General features: G+C 61.1%; 15 protein-coding genes. 8 read left to right on the top strand and 7 right to left on the bottom strand.

Annotated elements, in window-relative coordinates:
• The first annotated feature begins 11 nt into the window (after positions 1–11).
• Positions 12–779, top strand: a complete 768-nt coding sequence (locus OKW37_RS13805; protein ID WP_184066472.1) for an SDR family oxidoreductase — start codon at positions 12–14, stop codon at positions 777–779.
• A 32-nt stretch (positions 780–811) separates the two neighbouring features.
• A complete protein-coding gene (locus OKW37_RS13800; RefSeq protein ID WP_429405886.1) occupies positions 812–1,819 on the top strand; it encodes a galactitol-1-phosphate 5-dehydrogenase in 1,008 nt (335 codons plus the stop codon).
• An 89-nt stretch (positions 1,820–1,908) separates the two neighbouring features.
• On the opposite strand, the gene OKW37_RS13795 is transcribed toward OKW37_RS13800, so the two are convergent.
• The 7 genes from OKW37_RS13795 to OKW37_RS13765 all read right to left on the bottom strand — a co-directional run bounded on the left by OKW37_RS13795 (position 1,909) and on the right by OKW37_RS13765 (position 8,862).
• Positions 1,909–3,066 carry a fumarylacetoacetate hydrolase family protein gene (locus OKW37_RS13795; RefSeq protein ID WP_184066478.1) on the bottom strand — a complete coding sequence of 386 codons (1,158 nt, stop codon included), beginning with the start codon at positions 3,064–3,066 and terminating at the stop codon, positions 1,909–1,911.
• Positions 3,067–3,113: 47 nt separating this feature from the next.
• Positions 3,114–4,337 (bottom strand): glycoside hydrolase family 88 protein, encoded by a 1,224-nt coding sequence (locus OKW37_RS13790; RefSeq protein ID WP_184066481.1) that lies wholly within the window; start codon positions 4,335–4,337, stop codon positions 3,114–3,116.
• 145 nt (positions 4,338–4,482) lie between these two features.
• Entirely contained in the window at positions 4,483–5,376 is an 894-nt protein-coding gene (locus OKW37_RS13785; protein WP_184066484.1) for a helix-turn-helix domain-containing protein, read from the bottom strand.
• 188 nt (positions 5,377–5,564) lie between these two features.
• Complete coding sequence (locus OKW37_RS13780) at positions 5,565–6,008, bottom strand: MaoC family dehydratase (protein WP_429405890.1); 444 nt, start codon at positions 6,006–6,008, stop codon at positions 5,565–5,567.
• Positions 6,005–7,198 carry a CaiB/BaiF CoA transferase family protein gene (locus OKW37_RS13775; RefSeq protein ID WP_429355557.1) on the bottom strand — a complete coding sequence of 398 codons (1,194 nt, stop codon included), beginning with the start codon at positions 7,196–7,198 and terminating at the stop codon, positions 6,005–6,007. The genes OKW37_RS13780 and OKW37_RS13775 overlap by 4 nt, the downstream gene beginning before the upstream one ends.
• Before the next feature lie 44 nt (positions 7,199–7,242).
• Positions 7,243–8,388: an acyl-CoA dehydrogenase family protein gene (locus tag OKW37_RS13770; RefSeq protein WP_429405893.1), complete on the bottom strand. Its 1,146-nt coding sequence runs from the start codon at positions 8,386–8,388 to the stop codon at positions 7,243–7,245.
• Between the two features lie 48 nt (positions 8,389–8,436).
• A complete protein-coding gene (locus tag OKW37_RS13765) occupies positions 8,437–8,862 on the bottom strand; it encodes a MaoC family dehydratase (RefSeq protein WP_090804966.1) in 426 nt (141 codons plus the stop codon).
• A 354-nt stretch (positions 8,863–9,216) separates the two neighbouring features.
• Between OKW37_RS13765 and OKW37_RS13760 the strand changes: the two genes are divergently transcribed.
• From OKW37_RS13760 to OKW37_RS13735, 6 genes are all read left to right on the top strand, one after another.
• Positions 9,217–10,317, top strand: a complete 1,101-nt coding sequence (locus tag OKW37_RS13760; protein WP_244144790.1) for a TRAP transporter substrate-binding protein — start codon at positions 9,217–9,219, stop codon at positions 10,315–10,317.
• Positions 10,318–10,329: 12 nt separating this feature from the next.
• Complete coding sequence (locus OKW37_RS13755) at positions 10,330–10,863, top strand: TRAP transporter small permease (protein WP_090804963.1); 534 nt, start codon at positions 10,330–10,332, stop codon at positions 10,861–10,863.
• An 11-nt stretch (positions 10,864–10,874) separates the two neighbouring features.
• Positions 10,875–12,146, top strand: coding sequence for a TRAP transporter large permease (locus OKW37_RS13750; protein ID WP_090804962.1), 1,272 nt, complete (start codon positions 10,875–10,877; stop codon positions 12,144–12,146).
• A gap of 20 nt (positions 12,147–12,166) precedes the next feature.
• On the top strand, positions 12,167–13,000 hold the full coding sequence (locus tag OKW37_RS13745; RefSeq protein ID WP_184066490.1) for an enoyl-CoA hydratase-related protein: 834 nt from the start codon (positions 12,167–12,169) through the stop codon (positions 12,998–13,000).
• A 181-nt stretch (positions 13,001–13,181) separates the two neighbouring features.
• Positions 13,182–14,417 carry a CaiB/BaiF CoA transferase family protein gene (locus tag OKW37_RS13740; RefSeq protein ID WP_429357126.1) on the top strand — a complete coding sequence of 412 codons (1,236 nt, stop codon included), beginning with the start codon at positions 13,182–13,184 and terminating at the stop codon, positions 14,415–14,417.
• A gap of 66 nt (positions 14,418–14,483) precedes the next feature.
• On the top strand, positions 14,484–16,208 hold the full coding sequence (locus OKW37_RS13735; protein WP_184066496.1) for an FAD-binding protein: 1,725 nt from the start codon (positions 14,484–14,486) through the stop codon (positions 16,206–16,208).
• Positions 16,209–16,290: the final 82 nt, after the last annotated feature.

Raw genomic sequence — 16,290 nt, 5'->3', positions numbered from 1 at the left:
GGAGGACACCGTTGAATATCGCTCGACTATTCGACCTGAATGGCAGAACCGCGCTCGTGACCGGCGGCAACTCGGGCGTCGGCGAAGCGATGGCGCGCGCGTTGGGCGGGGCGGGTGCGCGCGTCGTGCTGGTGGCGCGGCGAAGTGATGCGCTCGACGAAGCGGCAATGCGGCTGCGCGATGACGGTATCGATGCGCACATGCACGCATGCGATCTGAGCGACGCGCATGCGGCGCGCGCCTGCGCGCTCGATGCAGCGGCACAGCACGGCCAGATTGACATTCTCGTCAACGCGGCGGGCGTCAATCTGCGTCAACCATTCGATGAAGTGACGCCGCAAGCGTGGCAACAGCAGCTCGCACTGCATCTTGGCGCGCCGTTCTTCATGACGCAGGCGCTCGCACCCTCGATGAAGGCGCGCGGACATGGTCGCATCATCAACATCGCGTCGCTGCAGTCATACCGTGCATTCAACGATAGCGCGCCATACGGCGCGGCGAAGGGCGGTGTCGTGCAATTGACGCGTGCTATCGCGCAGGCGTGGTCACGCTACGGCATCACGTGCAACGCGATTGGGCCGGGCTTTTTCCCCACTGCGCTGACGGCTCCCGTTTTCAACGACGCGCGCGTCGCGGACATGCACGCGCAGAACACGTGCATCGGACGCAATGGACAACTCGATGATCTGTATGGCGTCACGGTGTTTCTTGCGAGTGACGCGTCCGCGTACGTCACGGGCCAGACCATCATGGTCGACGGCGGCTACACCGCGCGGTAGGCGGTAACGCAATTGCACGACGGAGAACGCTTGTGAAAGCACTTGTCTACACGCAGCCCAATGAGGTCCAGTTGCTGGATCGGCCCGAACCGCTGGCAGCCGACGGCGAGGTGATACTCAGGATCGATGCGGTCGGTATTTGCGGCTCCGATATGCATGCATTCCACGGCCACGATCCGCGACGCAAACCCGGCCTCATTCTCGGTCATGAGTTCGCCGGCACGATCGTGGAGACGCGCGCACCGCATCTGATGAAAGGCTTGCGCGTCACGGGCAATCCGTTGATCACCTGCGGGCACTGTGAATATTGTGTGCAGGGGCGCGACAATCTGTGCGCGAACCGGACGATGGTCGGCATGACGCGTCCGGGTGCATTTGCCCAATATATGTCGTTGCCTGCGGGATGCGTTGTCGAAATTCCGCAGGAGATGCCCGCAACGCACGCCGCGGTGACCGAGCCGGCTGCTACGGCGCTGCATGCGCTGAATCTGTCGATGCGCGCGCTGCAAAGACCGTTGCCGGAAACCCGCGCGCTGGTCATTGGCGGCGGGGCGATTGGCTTGCTGTCGGCGTTGTTACTGAAATCGTACGGCTGCCGGTCGGTGGAAATGGCGGAGGTCAATCCGCTGCGTCGACGATCGGCGGAGCAGCATGCGCAGTGCGAGACATGGGATCCGTTGCACGCGCCGGCGCCTGAAAGCCGGTTTGAGTTCGTGATCGATGCCGTGGGCGCAAAGCCGACACGCGCGCTCGCGTTATCGTCGGTGAAGCCTGGCGGCGTCGTGATGCACATCGGCCTCCAGGACTGGGCAAGCGAAATCGATATGCGCAAGCTGACGCTCGCTGAGATCACGCTGCTGGGTACGTACACCTATACGATGGCGGATCTTCGCGCGACGGTTTCGGCGTTGCACGAAGGCGCGTTCGGTTCGCTGGATTGGCTCGACGTGCGGCCGCTCGATGCCGGAAGCCAGGCGTTCGACGATTTGCAGAACGGCAGGACGGCGTCAGGGAAAGTCGTCCTGACGCCGGGCTTCTAAATTTAGTATCCCGTTCCGCTGATTCGCGAACAAAGTCTTTGTAGCTTGGCGAGGCTGGAATCCGCGGAGGCGGTCCACGTGAATGGTACCTACGCCATGGCGCGGGTAAGCGCCCGCCGTTTTGCAAGGGTCTCGTAAAGAGCGCGTACGCCGAATCGCCAGGGCGCGATTTCGGTTGACGACTGCACGGTGTTGACAAGTGCGCCGAGCTCCGGTGTTGCAATCGTCACCTTGTCCCCGAGGTGATGCGTGAAGCCGCTGCCCGGAGCATGCCGGTCTTCAATTGGAGAGAACATCGTGCCGAGGAACAGCATGAAGCCGTCTGGATACTGGTGATGCGGCCCGGCAGTCTGGGCCACAAGTTCCTCTGGGTCACGGCTGATCTCGCGCATGTGGCTCACGCCTTCGAGAATAAATCCGTCGTCCGCGCCTTCTATCCTGAGCGACACGCTGGCCGCCCGCACCGAGTCCATGGTGAAGCGTTCATCGAACAACCGAATAAAAGGACCGATCGCGCATGAGCCGTTGTTGTCTTTCGCTTTGCCGAGCAGCAACGCACTGCGGCCCTCGATGTCGCGGAGATTGACGTCGTTGCCGAGGGTTGCGCCGACGATCGTTCCGCGGCTGTTTACCGCCAGCACAATTTCTGGCTCGGGATTGTTCCAGCGGGAGGCCGGGTGCAGCCCAACGTCCGCGCCGTAGCCGACCGCCGACATCGGTTGAGACTTGGTGAACACCTCTGCGTCCGGCCCAATGCCGACCTCCATATATTGCGACCATGCGCCGCGCCGTTCCAGTTCCCGCTTCAGACAGTCGGCAGCTGCCGTGCCGGGGCGAATCCTGGAGAGATCAGTGCCGATCAGTTGCGCGATCGTCGCCCGGACCGTGTCGGCTTGAGTCGCGTCGCCGTTAGCCTGTTCTTCAATGACCCGTTCGAGCAGGCTCACGGCAAAGGTCACGCCGCATGCCTTGATGGCCTGAAGATCGCACGGCGCCAGCAATGCGCGGCCGATGTTCTCGACGGGACCGAGCGCCTCGCCCTCGACGTGATGCGCAAACTCGACGAGGTCCACGTGCTCGAACAGGTCGGAGGTCGTCGGCGCCGACGCCGTGATGTCGAAGGCCTGACCGGCACGAACAACGACGACCGACGGCCCGTCTATCGGCGCGTTTCGCCAGATGCGTCCGACCAGCAGGGCATCGGGTAGGTCAGTAGGTACAAAATGCGGAAGATCGTTCGATATCATGGACGGCCTGGCTAGCGAGAGTTGGGAACCGCGAGGGGAGATACGCTTCAAGCGAGCGATACGCGTTGCGGGTCGGCCGGCCGAAGCCTGCCTGGCAGCATCACGCGACTCAGTGCTTCCGCGAAGAAGAAATCGCCGAACATCGTCGCGCCATCGACGCCTTCATTGTGCGGCTTCGAATAGCAGGAATTCCTCAAAAGTCCCCGCTGCGCAGGTTCGTAGGCAAACTCGTCACGACATAGAGCTTCGAGCATCGCGAGTCCGTGTTCGCGCCAGCGAACCGCATCAGCAGGGTCGGGATGCAGACGGCCCATCTCGATCAGCGCTGACGCCATCACCGCTGCTGCGGCAGTATCCTTGATTTCCGCGTCCGCGCCAGTGGCGTCGAAATCCCACGGTGGCACAGGACGTCCATCGAGCCGGCGCAGATAGTACGCCGCTAGCCGCCCGGCAAGGTCTAGCCAGTTGCGCTTGCCGGTTTCACGCGCCGTGTTCACGTAGCCATAGACGGCCCACGCCTGGCCCCGGCTCCACGCCGATTCGTCGAATGCGCCTTGAAACGTGTAGCCGCGCTGGCGCGCACCTGTTGTCACGTCGTACTCCACCGCGTGATACGTCGAATCGTCGGGGCGGATAAACGCCTTGGCGGTCATGACGGAGTGCGCTTCGGCGGCGAGGCGATAACTGCCGTCCCCGGAATGGTTCGCCGCCCAGTAAAGCAACGATAGATTAGCCATCGTGTCGATAGCCGAGGCGCTGCGTCCGCGCGGATCGTCAAGCGGGCCCCAGGAAGCGAGATAGGCGCCGCTGCGCGTGGTGACAAGACGCGCGCGCAGTTTGTCCGCGGCTTCCATCGCAATTTGCGCGTACCACGAGTCGCGGGTGATTTCGTAGCCCGGGACGGCGCTGCTGTCGAAGATAAAGCCGATGTCGTGCGTGTTAGGATCCTGCGCGCGCTGCGCGACGAGACGCATGCGCTCGCGGGCCCACGAGAGGTATTTGTCGTTGCCGGTGTGCAAATACGACGTTAGCAAAAGTCCGACCCAGAACCCGCAAAACCAATTGCCGTGGCTCCACGCTGAACCGCTGTAGCCTGCGGACAGCGACGCCGGAAGCCGGACCCACTTTCCGTCGGGCGCTGTGATCTGGGGGAATTCGACGCCGAGCGTCGGCTCGTCCTCTGCAACTTTGGTCGCAATGCGATCGAGGATATCGGTGAAGAGGGCGGACCGGTCAGAGGACAGTCCTTGGTCTTGGTACGAAGCATTCACGCCTTTGTCTCCTGATGACTTTCGCGTTTCCCGAGTGACGGGGGCACGCAAATTCTAGGAGCGCGGCGGTTCCAGCGGTTAGGACGAAGCGCGGCTTATATTGGACTTTCCTACGTCGCAGCCGGACGCCTATCGTCCCACTGCTTCAAATGCTCAGTTTCTCCAGGCTGCGGCGGAAGTCGATTGGCGAGCGGCCCGTGTGCTTGCGGAAACATCGGCTGAAGTAGGCCGGGTCGTCGAAGGCAAGCTGTGTTGCGATCTCCGCCACATTGACCTCCGAATGCAGCAACAGACGCTTCGCTTCCAGCATCACGCGTTCACGAATCAGCTTGGCCGCCGTGCTGCCGAGCGCCTGGCGCGTCGCATCGTTCAGCGCGCGTTCTGTGACGTTCAGCAGGCATGCGTAGCGAGCGACGTCGTGGACCGTGGTGAAATGTTTTTCCAGCAGGCTTTTGAAGCGTCGCGACAACAGCACGCTACGCGACGAATTGACGTCGGTCACGGCGTCGCCGCCCAGACGCACGGACTTGATTAGCAGAATGCGCAGATATGACCAGATGACGTCCTCGTAGCCTGCCTCTTCACCCTGATATTCCGCATCGATTCCATCCAGCACATGATGAAGGTCCTGAGCTTGTGCGTCGCTCATATAAACCGTGTTCGGAATTCGCTCGAAATCGTAGACCGGAATTTCCGTCTGCGAATGGCGGTTCTGAACCTTGAAGGCGAAAAATTCGGACGAGAAACTTATCGCGTGGCCGACTGTATCTTCGGACAATGCGAAGTCGTGGATCTGGCCTGGCGCCATGAAGAACAGCGTATTGGGCCGCACCTCGTAGCGAATCGAGTCGATGATGTGGTGACCGCTGCCCGACACGACCCAGACGATGTGATAGAACTCGTGCCGATGAGGATACGGCAACGTCGATTTCATATCTTCGAGGGGTGCGAAATGAAAGTCGATCGACTTGATTCGCGACCCATACTCATAGTTGGCGATCTTGAAGACCGGCAACTGACAACCACAACCTCTAAGCATTTAATTTGTCTCCTGCATCCAGCTCACTTGTTTGGCTCGCTTAGCCAGCTCACTCCTTGGCTAAATCAAGCGTGCTGTTTCTCCTTCGCCGGTCGGCATCGAACGTAGTGTAATTGTAAATAGCAAATCGGCGTGACGGCTGTTGTCGAAAACCCGCAAAGGTTTGGCCTCGCCTGCCGATTGTCAGATCATTGGAAACGCAATTCCTTCAGCGCCGACAGTCCGGTCAGCACCGGCTTGCCGTTCTGATTGCGAACCATGGTGTCCATCACGAGGATGCGCTTGGCGGGTTTCTTCTCGACTACGGTCACATGGATCCTGATCGTATCGTCGATGAAGACGGGTCCGAGAAAGCGCAACTCCTGCCCGACGTAGACGAAGCCGGGACCGGTCAACCCGGTATGGGTCGTCGACACCAATGCCGCGGTCAGCAGGCCGTGCGCCACGCGGTGGCCGAATGGCGTGCGTGCCGCGAAGTGCTGATCCATGTGTAAGGGATTGAGGTCGCCCGACAGATGGCCGAAAGCGTTCACGTCACTTTCCGCGATGGTACGCACGAGTACCTGGCAGCGGCCAATCTGGATATCGTCAAAGCGCAGCATCTCGTGGCACTGATTCAGATGAGTGTTCATGCAGTTCTCCGCCCGGTCAGCGCCGCGCCCGCTTCGACCAGCGTATCGATTTCGTCCGGCTCGTAGCCCAGTTCGGCGAGCACCTCGCGGGTGTGTTCGCCTTGCCGCGGCGGCTGACGGGTGAGCGGTGGTGCTGCGCCGTCGTATCGAACCGGATGTGCGAGCAAACGAATCGGTCCGGCCTGCGGATGCTCGACCTCCATGATGATGCGGTTGTGCGCCACTTGCGGGTCGGCCTCGACCTGATGGTAGTCGTTCACGGGCGCGTACCAGATGTCGTGCTCATCGAAGGTCGTCATCCAGTCGGCCGTCGTGCGCGCAGTCAGCGCGTCATAAACGATGCGGTTCAATTCGTCGCGGCGGCGCACGTTGTCCTTTGGGTGCGAAAACCCGGCCAGCACGGGCTGAGACAAGGCCGCCGCCAGCTTCTCAGTGGGCGTGAGCGAAACGGCGATCCAGCCGTCGAGAGTCCTGTAAACCCCATAGGGCGACGGATGGAACCGGCTGCCGGTCGGCGGGTTCGTGCGCGGCCAGAGTGGTCCCTTGTTCAGGTAGTAGGTGAACGGCTCGATCTGAAGATCGAGCGCCGCGTTGAGCAGGTTGCTTTCGACCAGCGTGCCTTTGCCGGTGCGTTCACGCGCCTGCAAGGCCGCGACCACGCCGAAGGCTGCCAACGCCGCCGCGTGCTGGTCGACGATCGCGGATCCGACGGGCGTGGGCGGGGAATCGGCCTCGCCGGAGAGCATCGTCATGCCACTGATGGCCTGCAGCAGCAGGTCCTGCCCTGGCCGCTTGAGATACGGTCCCGATGACCCGTAGCCGGTGCACGAACAGTACACGAGCCGCGGGTTGATCTCGCGGACATCGTCGTAACCGAAGCCCATGCGCTGCAGGACGCCTGGCCGGTAGTTTTCGATCAGGACATCGGCTTCCTTGATCAGCCGCCAGACGATCTCGCGCGCGCGCTCGTCGCGCAGATCCAGCGAGATGCTGCGCTGATTGCGGTTGCCGAGCAGAAAAAACATGCTCACACCTTCGACATACGCATCGAAGCCGGTCCAACTGCGCTCGAACGCGCCGCCCGGCGGTTCGATCTTGATCACGCCCGCGCCGACGTCGGCCAACATCTGCACGGCGGCGGGGCCCTGCAAGAAGTGAGTAAAACTTAACACCTTGATGCCTTCCAGCATGACTTGTCTCCCGACCGCGTGTCCGTATCTGTTTGACTGAGGGTTCAGGCAAGCAGGTTTCGCGAGATGATCATTCTCTGAATCTCCGAGGTGCCCTCGACGATCTCCAGCACCTTGGCGTCGCCGAATGCGCGCGACACTGGGTACTCGCTCATCACGCCGTAACCGCCATGTATCTGCAACGCCTGATGAGCCGCCTCCATCGCGCGCTCGGTGGCGAAGAGCTTGGCCATCGACGCCTGCTGATCGAAGCGAACGCCTGCATCTTTGAGCGCGGCGGCATCGTAGAGCATCAGTCGCGCGGCGTGCGCGTGGGCCGCCATGTCAGCGATCTTGAACTGCAGCGACTGGAACTCGGCGATCGGCTTGCCGAATGCGCGCCGCTCCTTCATGTACGCGATCGACCGATCCAGTGAACCCTGCAGGATGCCTAGCGCGAGCGCGCCGATCAGGATTCGGCCGGTGCTGATCTGGGCGAGCGTCTGTCGCAAGCCCGCACCGCGTTCGCCGAGCAGGTTGGCGGTCGGGATCGTGCAGCGCTCGAAGAACAACTCGTAGGTGCTCGATGCGCGCCAGCCGATCTTACGCAGTTTGCGTCCGTAGCTGAAACCGGGGGTGCCGTTGGGCACGATGAAGTTAGAAATTTCCTTGCGGCCGTCGGGGCGCGTTCCCGTTACCGCGGCGATGACGACCGGCCCGGTCACTTCCGTGCCGGAATTGCTAATGAAGGTCTTCGATCCATCGATGACGTATTGGTCGCCTTCCAGCGTCGCACGCGTCGCGATGTTGGCCGCGTCGGAGCCCGCGTTGGGCTCCGATAATCCGATCGCGCCGACCTTGCGGCCGTCGAGGATAGGGCACAAATAACGATCCTTTTGCTCATCGGTGCCATAGTTGGAAAGCAGGCTTGCGACCGTCGAATTGGCCATTAGAGAGTTGGCGATTGCGCAATCTACCCGTGCGAGTTCCTCTAACACGATTACATAGGAAAGCCATTCGCCACCGCCGCCACCCCAACTCTCCGGATAAGGCAGGCCGGCGAAGCCGAGCTCGCCGGCACGCTTCCAGATGTCGTAAGGAAAGGCTTCCGCTTCCCAAAGCTCTTCCGAGACAGGAGCGATTTCGTTTTCCGCGAAACGGCGCACGGCGTCGCGTATCGCGGTGTGTTGTTCGTCTAACCAATGCGGCATGTTCGACTCTGTGAAAAAGCGGGAGATGGGTTGAAGCAGGGGGCTGCGTTACAGCACCTTCAGATAGGTATCGCCAGATGCGACCAGCGTGCCGTCCTGGCGCGTGACGTCTGCCCTGAAAACGCACATGTTGCGATCGTCGTCCTTCTCGCGCAGCGTGAGGCGGGCGGTGACCGTGTCGCCGATAAATACCGGCGCATTGAACGTGATGTCGTATCGGTAAGAAACCGCACCGGGGCTCGGCGCCTTTTGCGCCATATAGCCCATCACGGTCGATAAGAAGCCGACCGACAGACATCCTTGCGCAATGCGCTTCTCGAAGCGCGTGGTTTTGGCGAATTCCTCGTTCAAATGCACCGCATAGAAATCGCCGACGATCCCGGCGAAGCCGTAGATATCGAATTCAGTTACGGTCTTGGCGAAATCGGCAGTGTCGCCGACCGCGTAACAATCCATGTGCGGGCGTTTGGCCATGGTGGTTCTGGAAGTGAGAGTCGGTTGCGGAGCCGGCCTGTTCTTTGTTGATTGGGGCCGGCGGGTGTGACTCAAATTTAATGAGTGCGGGTTGCTGACCGTTAGGACGGTTTGGGCGAATGCTTGGACTTTTTTGACTGTATGCACGCAGTGATTGCAGTCTTCGGCCGATCCGCAAGCGGCCGCGGATTGCCCCCGGTCAGCTATCAGTCAATACCACCAAGGGTTTTCGCCTCGTGTGCGCCGGATAAATCGCCAGGCAGTCTGGCAAACGCGTGCTATCGAAGACGCCGTAAAAAAGTACAAGAAATCGGTCGGCCGGTCCTAACGCCCGTTGCGTGCACTCACGAATACTTGGAGCGCCTGCAGACGGATCGGCCTGACGCGGCGCGAAAATTACATTCCAGTACGGAAGGAGACGAAATGAAATCATTCTTCAGCGCGCGCCGCGCATGGCGCACCATGATGGTGGGTACGCTGCTCGCAGCGGGCGTCGTTGTCGCAAGCGTTGCCCGTGCGGACGAGCCGATCGTCATGAAGCTGGGCCACACCCTCGCCCCGGACAACCACTATCAGCTGACTGCCCAAGTGTTCGCGAAGGAGGTCGCGCAGCGAACCCACGGCAAGGTCAAGATCGAGATCTTTCCGCAGTCACAGCTCGGCGGCGAAGTGCAGATGGCACAAGCGCTGCGCACCGGCACCCAGGAGCTCATGATTTCCGCACAGGCGCCGATCGGAAACACGATCAAGCAGTGGCAGATCTTCGATACGCCTTATCTCTTCAGCAGCATCGACGACGCCAACCGGCTTCTGCAAGGACCGGTCGGCCGCAAGTTCCTCGACATGATGCCGGCGGTCAACATGATCGGCTTGACGTGGCTGTCGGTGGGCGAACGCAATTTGTTCACGGCTAAAAAGCCCGTCGGCTCGCTCGATGACATGAAGGATATGAAAGTTCGAGTGATGCAGAGTCGCGGCTATATCGCGGGCTATAAGGCACTGGGCGCAAATCCGACGCCGCTGCCTTATAACCAGTTATTTCTGGCGCTTTCGCAAGGCCTGGTCGACGGCGGCGATACGTCACCGGAGCAGTTCATCCAGGACAAATTTTCCGATGTCGCGAAGCATTACTACCTGACCCACGTGAACTACCTGCCCGTGGTGCTGGCAATCAGCAAGAGCGCCTGGACGCGTCTTTCGCCTGACGAGCAGCAGGCGTTTCATGCCGCTGCCGCCGTCGCCGCGGACTATGACATGAAGGAATACAAGCACGAGTACGACGACGCGCTCGCAACGATGAAGAAGAATGGCACCCAGGTGACCGAGATAAACACGGTGCCGTGGGCCGCCGCGACCGCAAGGGCGCGCGAGGGCCTGCTCAGCGACATTCCCGATGGCCAGGCGCTTTATCAGGAAATCAAGGCGGCCGACAAGTCCGCTGTCGCTTCGAAATGAAGGGAGAGTGCCATGGAAAAGCTTGCCCGTAATCTCCTGTTTATCGATGACCTGGTCCTGAAGATCACGCTGTTCCTATGCGGTGGACTACTTCTCATGATGGTGTTCGTCGCTGGCCTCGGGGTGGTCTTCCGCTTCATCCTGCACAACTCGCTGTCGTGGTCCGACGAGCTCGCGGCTTATCTGTTCGTGTGGCTCACGTGCCTCGGTGCGGCGGCAGGAGCCAAGCTGCGGGTTCATCCGGAGGTGCGGGTACTGGCCGACCGTTGTCCGCCCGCTTTCGCGCAGACACTGACGGACCTTACCGACTGCGTAGTCCTCGCGCTCGGCGTGGTCTTCCTTATGTACGGTGGCGACATGCTGGAGCTGATGGGCACCGAAACTGCGACCTCTCTGCCGATCTCAATGGTGTACCCATATCTCTCGATTCCCGTCTGCGGCGCATTGCTGGTCTTTCATTCCGCGGTCCGAATCGCGGTTTCTCATCTCGCGCCCGGCGCGCAAACGAGGCAGTCTCTGTTGCAGGGCGTCTCCGAACATATCTGAGGTGAATCAACATGTGGGCACTCGCTCTAGGCGCCGGGTTCCTCGGCTTGGGTGTACCGGTGGCCATTTGCATCGGCATTGCGGCGACGATTGCATTGACGCTGAATGGAACCCCGCTGCTGGTGATTCCGCAGCAGCTGTTTTCGAACCTGAATAACGTCGGCCTGCTGGCCATCCCGTTCTTCATGTTGACAGGCGCAATCATGGATGCGGGCGGCGTCTCGCGCCGGATCATCGACTTTTCGCAGGCGCTTGTCGGCTTCATGCGCGGCGGCATCGGACAGGTGACGATCGTTGCGAGTATGTTCTTCGCCGACCTCTCCGGTTCGGCGACTGCGGATACCGCAGCGATCGGCTCGGTCATGATCCCCGGGATGGTCAAGCAGGGATATTCACGCGCGTTCGCAGTCGCGCTGCAGTCGGCAGCGGGCTCACTCGGATTGCTGTCGCCCGTGTCGATGAGCATGCTGGTGTACGCCTACACCGCCAACGTTTCGGTCGGAACGATGTTCGTCGCGGGGATAGTGCCGATGCTGCTGGTGGTCGTTTCCTTCATGCTCGTGAACTACCTGACTGCGGTGCGCCAGAACTATACGGCGGTCGAAGCGTTTTCCGCCAGGCGGCTGTGGACGACTTTCAGACAGGCGATCTGGGCATTGCTGACGCCCGTGATCATTCTGGGCGGGATCCTTGGCGGCGTCTTCACGCCGGTAGAAGCAGGCGTCGTCGCGGCGTTCTATGTGACGCTGGTGAGCGCCTTCATCTTCAAGTCGCTCAAGCTGTCGCAGTTCGGGGAAATACTCACGCGCACGGCCATCAATACCACGCGGGTATCGTTTCTTCTCGGGCTCGCGTTCGTGCTCGGCCGCTATCTGATTGAGGCGCAAATTCCGTTACACGTCGCCAACAGCTTCCTGGCCGTGACGACCAGCGCGTTCGTGTTGCTGATCCTGATCAATCTCTTCCTTCTGGTAGCCCATACCGTACTCGAAACGATCTCGAGTATTGCGGTGGTGATCCCTGTGTTCCTGCCGCTCGTCGTGCAAATGCATATCGATCCGGTGGTGTTCGGCGTCATCGTACTGGTCAACTCAGCCATCGGCATCAACCTGCCACCGATTGGTTTTTGCCTCTTTACGGCTGCGTCCATCGGCGGCGTGTCCGTCGAAAAAGCGACTCGGGCGATCCTGCCGTTCATCTTCGCGCTGGCGGTCGACCTGCTGCTGATCATCGTCTTCCCGCATATCCCACGCTTCCTGCCGAACTTGCTGGCAATCAAATAACACGAGAACGGAGGCTCATCATGAACACGACTCACGTCGAGCGAAGCGGCGCGGCGCCGGTCCCGCTGGCCGCATTCGAGGACCTGAAGTACCTGAAGCTGGAACAACCACTTCGCTTCGTCTGGTTAATCACGTTGAATCATCACGACAAGCGCAATGCGCTGTGTGTGCCGCTGCTGGTGGAACTGGCGCGCGTGCTCGCGGCAGCCGAAGTCAGCGACGAAGTCAGGGCCGTCGTGCTCACCGGCGGCGAGGGTTTCTTCAGCGCCGGTGCGGATATTGCCGACATGGCGGCACGCGGGGTCGCAGCGTATGCGGACCCGGTGCGCCTCGCGAGCTGGAAGGCGATTGAAACCTTTCCGAAGCCGCTGATCGCCGCGGTCAACGGCTTCGCCATCGGTGGTGGCCACGAGCTGGTGATGCTGGCCGATATCGTCGTCGCGGCGGACGACGCGACCTTCTCGCAGCGAGAGATCGTCATCGGCGCGCTTCCGGGCGATGGCGCCACCCAGCGCCTGCCGCGGGTGCTCGGCAAGACACTGGCGATGAAACTCGTGCTTACCGGCGAGCCGCTGACGGCAGCCGAGGCCGAGCGCCACGGACTTGTGACCGAGGTCGTCGCGCCGGCACGCAGCATCGCACGCGCCGTCGAGATCGCGTCGCTGATCGCCGCCCGCGCGCCGCTCGCGGTCCGACTGGCCAAGCGCGCCGTGCTCGATTCGTTCGAGACCAACCTCCAACAAGGCCTGCAGTGCGAGCATCAGGCGAATCTCGACGTGTTCAAGACCGAGGATCGCGCCGAAGGCCACCGCGCATTCGTCAAAAAGCGGCCGCCGCGCTTCAAGGGTCGCTGACCATTGGTGCCTCGCGCATGCGCCTCTCGACGCGATCGGCAACGCTTTCCTTTAGTTCTGACCGGCATCGATGCAGATATCCACGCCGCGGCCTTCCGAATGTTCAGGGCGAACGCGGAGTTCAGTAGAACCCTGTTCCACCTCACCCCGACAGCCGGACTCACGACGTAACGGAGATTATATGAACGGGCTGAATGGTATCCGCATTCTCAGCTTCAATCATTTTCTGATGGGGCCTTTGGGCGTGCAGCACCTCGCCGATTGCGGGGCCGACGTCATATCGGTCGAACCCGTCGACGGCGCATTTCAGCGCAAGTGGGGCGGCGCGAACCGCGCCATCGATGGGCAGACGATGCTGCTTTTGATGGGTAATCGCAATAAGCGCAGTCTGGCTTTGAATCTCAAGGACCCGCGGGCGATCGATATCGTCATGAGCTTGCTGCCTCAAGTCGACGTGGTCGCCGAGAATTACCGTCCCGGTGTGATGGAACAGCTGGGATTGGGTTACGAGGCGCTCAAGGCAGTCAAGCCGGACATCATCTATGCGTCCGGCTCGGGATTCGGTCCGGATGGACCCTATGCCAGCCGGCCGGGGCAGGACCTGATCATTCAGGCCATGTCGGGTATCGCGACAATCACCGGAAGCCGGGAGGACGGTCCACGCGCGGTGGGCGTGTCTGTCGTGGATCATCACGGCGCTGCGCTGTATGCGAACGGTATCCTGACGGCACTGCTCAACCGCGAGCGTACGGGCGAGGGCTGCCGGGTCGACGTAAGCTTGCTGGCGGCTGCGCTCGATCTGCAACAGGAGTCTCTCACGTGTTTCCTGAACGGCGACGGCCATGACGACGTGCGACAGGCGGGGCGTGTATCAGGTTGGTACTTCCCCGCACCGTACGGCATTTATGCAACTGCGGACGGTTTCATCGCACTGTCGCTGAGTCCTCTCGACATCATTTATCGGATCCTTGGGATCCCGGAAAAGGAACGGATTCCCGCGAAGCGCGCATTCGACGAGCAGCAGGAAATCTCCGACCGGCTTGCGCGCCGGCTTGCGCAGGACACGACGGCGCACTGGTTGCCACTATTCGAACGGCATCATGTCTGGCACACGCGCGTCAACGACTATGCGCAGGTGGTCGCCGATCCGCAGGTGCGCCACTTGAAGAGCTTCGAGACAGTCGAGGGTGCAACCGGCAGCCCCGTGACGCTCGTCAATCACCCGGTGCGCTACAACGGCAGCGCGCCAGCTATCCGTATGCCGCCGCCACGGTTGGGCGCGCACACGATCGACATCTTGTCAGGGGTGGGAATGAACCGGCCGATGATCGACTCGCTGCTGGCGGACGGCGTAATCGGCGTTGCCGAGGACGCCGAGGCCGTTGCGGCGGCCGCGGCAAAAGGCGGAGTCGCGTGAAGCGGGTTTGAAGCCATCCATGTGGCGAGCGTGCCGTACGCGTCGATGAAAACAGGGGAAGCAGGCATGAGTGACAGGTGCAGGGAAGTCAGTACGGATGTGCTGGTCGTTGGCAGCGGCGGCGCTGCGCTGCGGGCCGCGCTCGAGGCGGATTCCAGCGGCGCTGACGTGCTGGTTGTGATCAAAGGGGCATTTCGCAAAAGCGGCGCGACGTTTCATAGCGTAGCTGAAGTAGGCGCCTTCAATGTGCCGGACGGAGCAGGGGATCACAGCGATAATCCTGATGTTTTTCTCGCCGATATCCTGCATGCCGCTCAAGGCATGGCGGACCCGCGCTTGAGCGCGATTCTCGCGAACGAAGCGCATGAGTCTCTGCGCTACCTCGAACGATACGGCGTAAAGTTTGAGCGCGAGGACGACCACTACCTGGTTTTTCGCGCATGCTTTTCTTCCAAACCGCGCTCGCATGTGATTCATGAGCACTTCAAACCAATCGTGAAATCGCTGGGGACCGAAGCGTCCCGGCGCGGCATCAAGGTCATGGACCGGTTGATGATCGTCGACCTGCTGTCGCAGGACGGCGAATGTCTCGGCGCATACGCGATCGATTCGGATGGAAACCCGATGCTGATCCGTGCCAAGTCGACGATTCTTACCACCGGGGGTGCAAGTCAGCTGTTCGCCCAAAACCTGTATCCATCGGACATTACCGGCGACGGCTATGCAATGGCTTATCGCGCGGGCGCGCGACTGGTCAACATGGAGTTCATGCAGGCCGGTGTGAGCGTGCTGACGCCTTTCGTCAACCTGTTCGGCAACTACCTGTGGGACGCGCACCCGAATCTCACCGACCGCGATGGCAGGGCGTTCGTCCCTGACTATCTGCCGACGGGGCTGGCTCAGGAAGATGTCATTCGACAAAAAGAGCGGCACTTTCCGTTCAGCTCGAGCGACATCTCACGCTACGTCGAAATTTCGATTCAGAAGGCACTCAACGATGGCCGCGGCACGGCTGAAGGAGGCGTGTTTCTCGACTTCGCCGGATGCGATCTCGAATCGATACTGGCCGACAAGAGCCGAAGCATCGCAAGGATGTGGCCGCTAACCTGCCAATGGTATAAGGAGCACGGCGTCGACCTTTATCGGGACCGAGTGCAGATCACCTGTTCCGCGCATGCGATCAACGGCGGATTATTTATAGACGAAAACGCACAGTCCAATCTGAAGGGTCTGTTCGCTGCGGGTGAGGTGGCAGCGGGTCCACATGGCGCAGACCGTCTCGGCGGCAATATGGCCCTGACGTGCCAGGTCTTCGGCCGCCGGGCGGGCCTGGCCGCGGCCGAACGCGCGAAAAAGATGACGCACCGCGCGATGACCGGGGCCTTGGACGACAACCGCACGGTCGCCAAGCAATTCCGCCGAAATGGCAGGCACACGCTGGACGAACTGAAAGCACGGATTCAGCAGTGTGCAAACCGGTATTTGCTGATCGTGCGCGAGGAAGCCGGGCTCCGGACCTTCAGCCGTGTCTGCAGGGAGACGCGAAACCAGTTGTTTCACGACACGGTGATCGGCACGCCGGCTGAGCTCATGCGGGGCATCGAATTGGCGAACTTGATCCAGGTCGGTGAATTGATGGCTTCGGCGTCGCTTGTCAGGCGCGAGAGCCGGGGTGGTCACTACCGCGAAGACTTTCCCGAGCGCAACGCGGACTTCGCCTGCAACATATTCCTCGAGCGGAACGTGCCTGAAGGTCTGTGGTTAGGGCGGCTGGCGGATCTGTCGTCGTGAGTCGGTAGCGAGCTAATCACCTTGCGCCGTTCGATCAGGGGGGCTGTCGCGGTAAGGCGGTTGAGTCGTACAAAGACGACAT

The organism is Paraburkholderia sp. MM5482-R2, assembly GCF_050436125.1.
Classification (GTDB): domain Bacteria; phylum Pseudomonadota; class Gammaproteobacteria; order Burkholderiales; family Burkholderiaceae; genus Paraburkholderia; species Paraburkholderia tuberum.
Note: the sequence above shows the minus strand (reverse complement) of the source record. Positions and strands in the feature narration are given on the sequence as shown.

Coding starts and splice junctions, on each gene's coding strand:
- OKW37_RS13785 (WP_184066484.1), bottom strand. CDS start 5,376: ATGCTTAGAGGTTGTGGTTGTCAGTTGCCGGTCTTCAAGATCGCCAAC.
- OKW37_RS13745 (WP_184066490.1), top strand. CDS start 12,167: ATGAACACGACTCACGTCGAGCGAAGCGGCGCGGCGCCGGTCCCGCTG.
- OKW37_RS13755 (WP_090804963.1), top strand. CDS start 10,330: ATGGAAAAGCTTGCCCGTAATCTCCTGTTTATCGATGACCTGGTCCTG.
- OKW37_RS13795 (WP_184066478.1), bottom strand. CDS start 3,066: ATGATATCGAACGATCTTCCGCATTTTGTACCTACTGACCTACCCGAT.
- OKW37_RS13740 (WP_429357126.1), top strand. CDS start 13,182: ATGAACGGGCTGAATGGTATCCGCATTCTCAGCTTCAATCATTTTCTG.
- OKW37_RS13750 (WP_090804962.1), top strand. CDS start 10,875: ATGTGGGCACTCGCTCTAGGCGCCGGGTTCCTCGGCTTGGGTGTACCG.
- OKW37_RS13735 (WP_184066496.1), top strand. CDS start 14,484: ATGAGTGACAGGTGCAGGGAAGTCAGTACGGATGTGCTGGTCGTTGGC.
- OKW37_RS13780 (WP_429405890.1), bottom strand. CDS start 6,008: ATGAACACTCATCTGAATCAGTGCCACGAGATGCTGCGCTTTGACGAT.
- OKW37_RS13775 (WP_429355557.1), bottom strand. CDS start 7,198: ATGCTGGAAGGCATCAAGGTGTTAAGTTTTACTCACTTCTTGCAGGGC.
- OKW37_RS13770 (WP_429405893.1), bottom strand. CDS start 8,388: ATGCCGCATTGGTTAGACGAACAACACACCGCGATACGCGACGCCGTG.
- OKW37_RS13765 (WP_090804966.1), bottom strand. CDS start 8,862: ATGGCCAAACGCCCGCACATGGATTGTTACGCGGTCGGCGACACTGCC.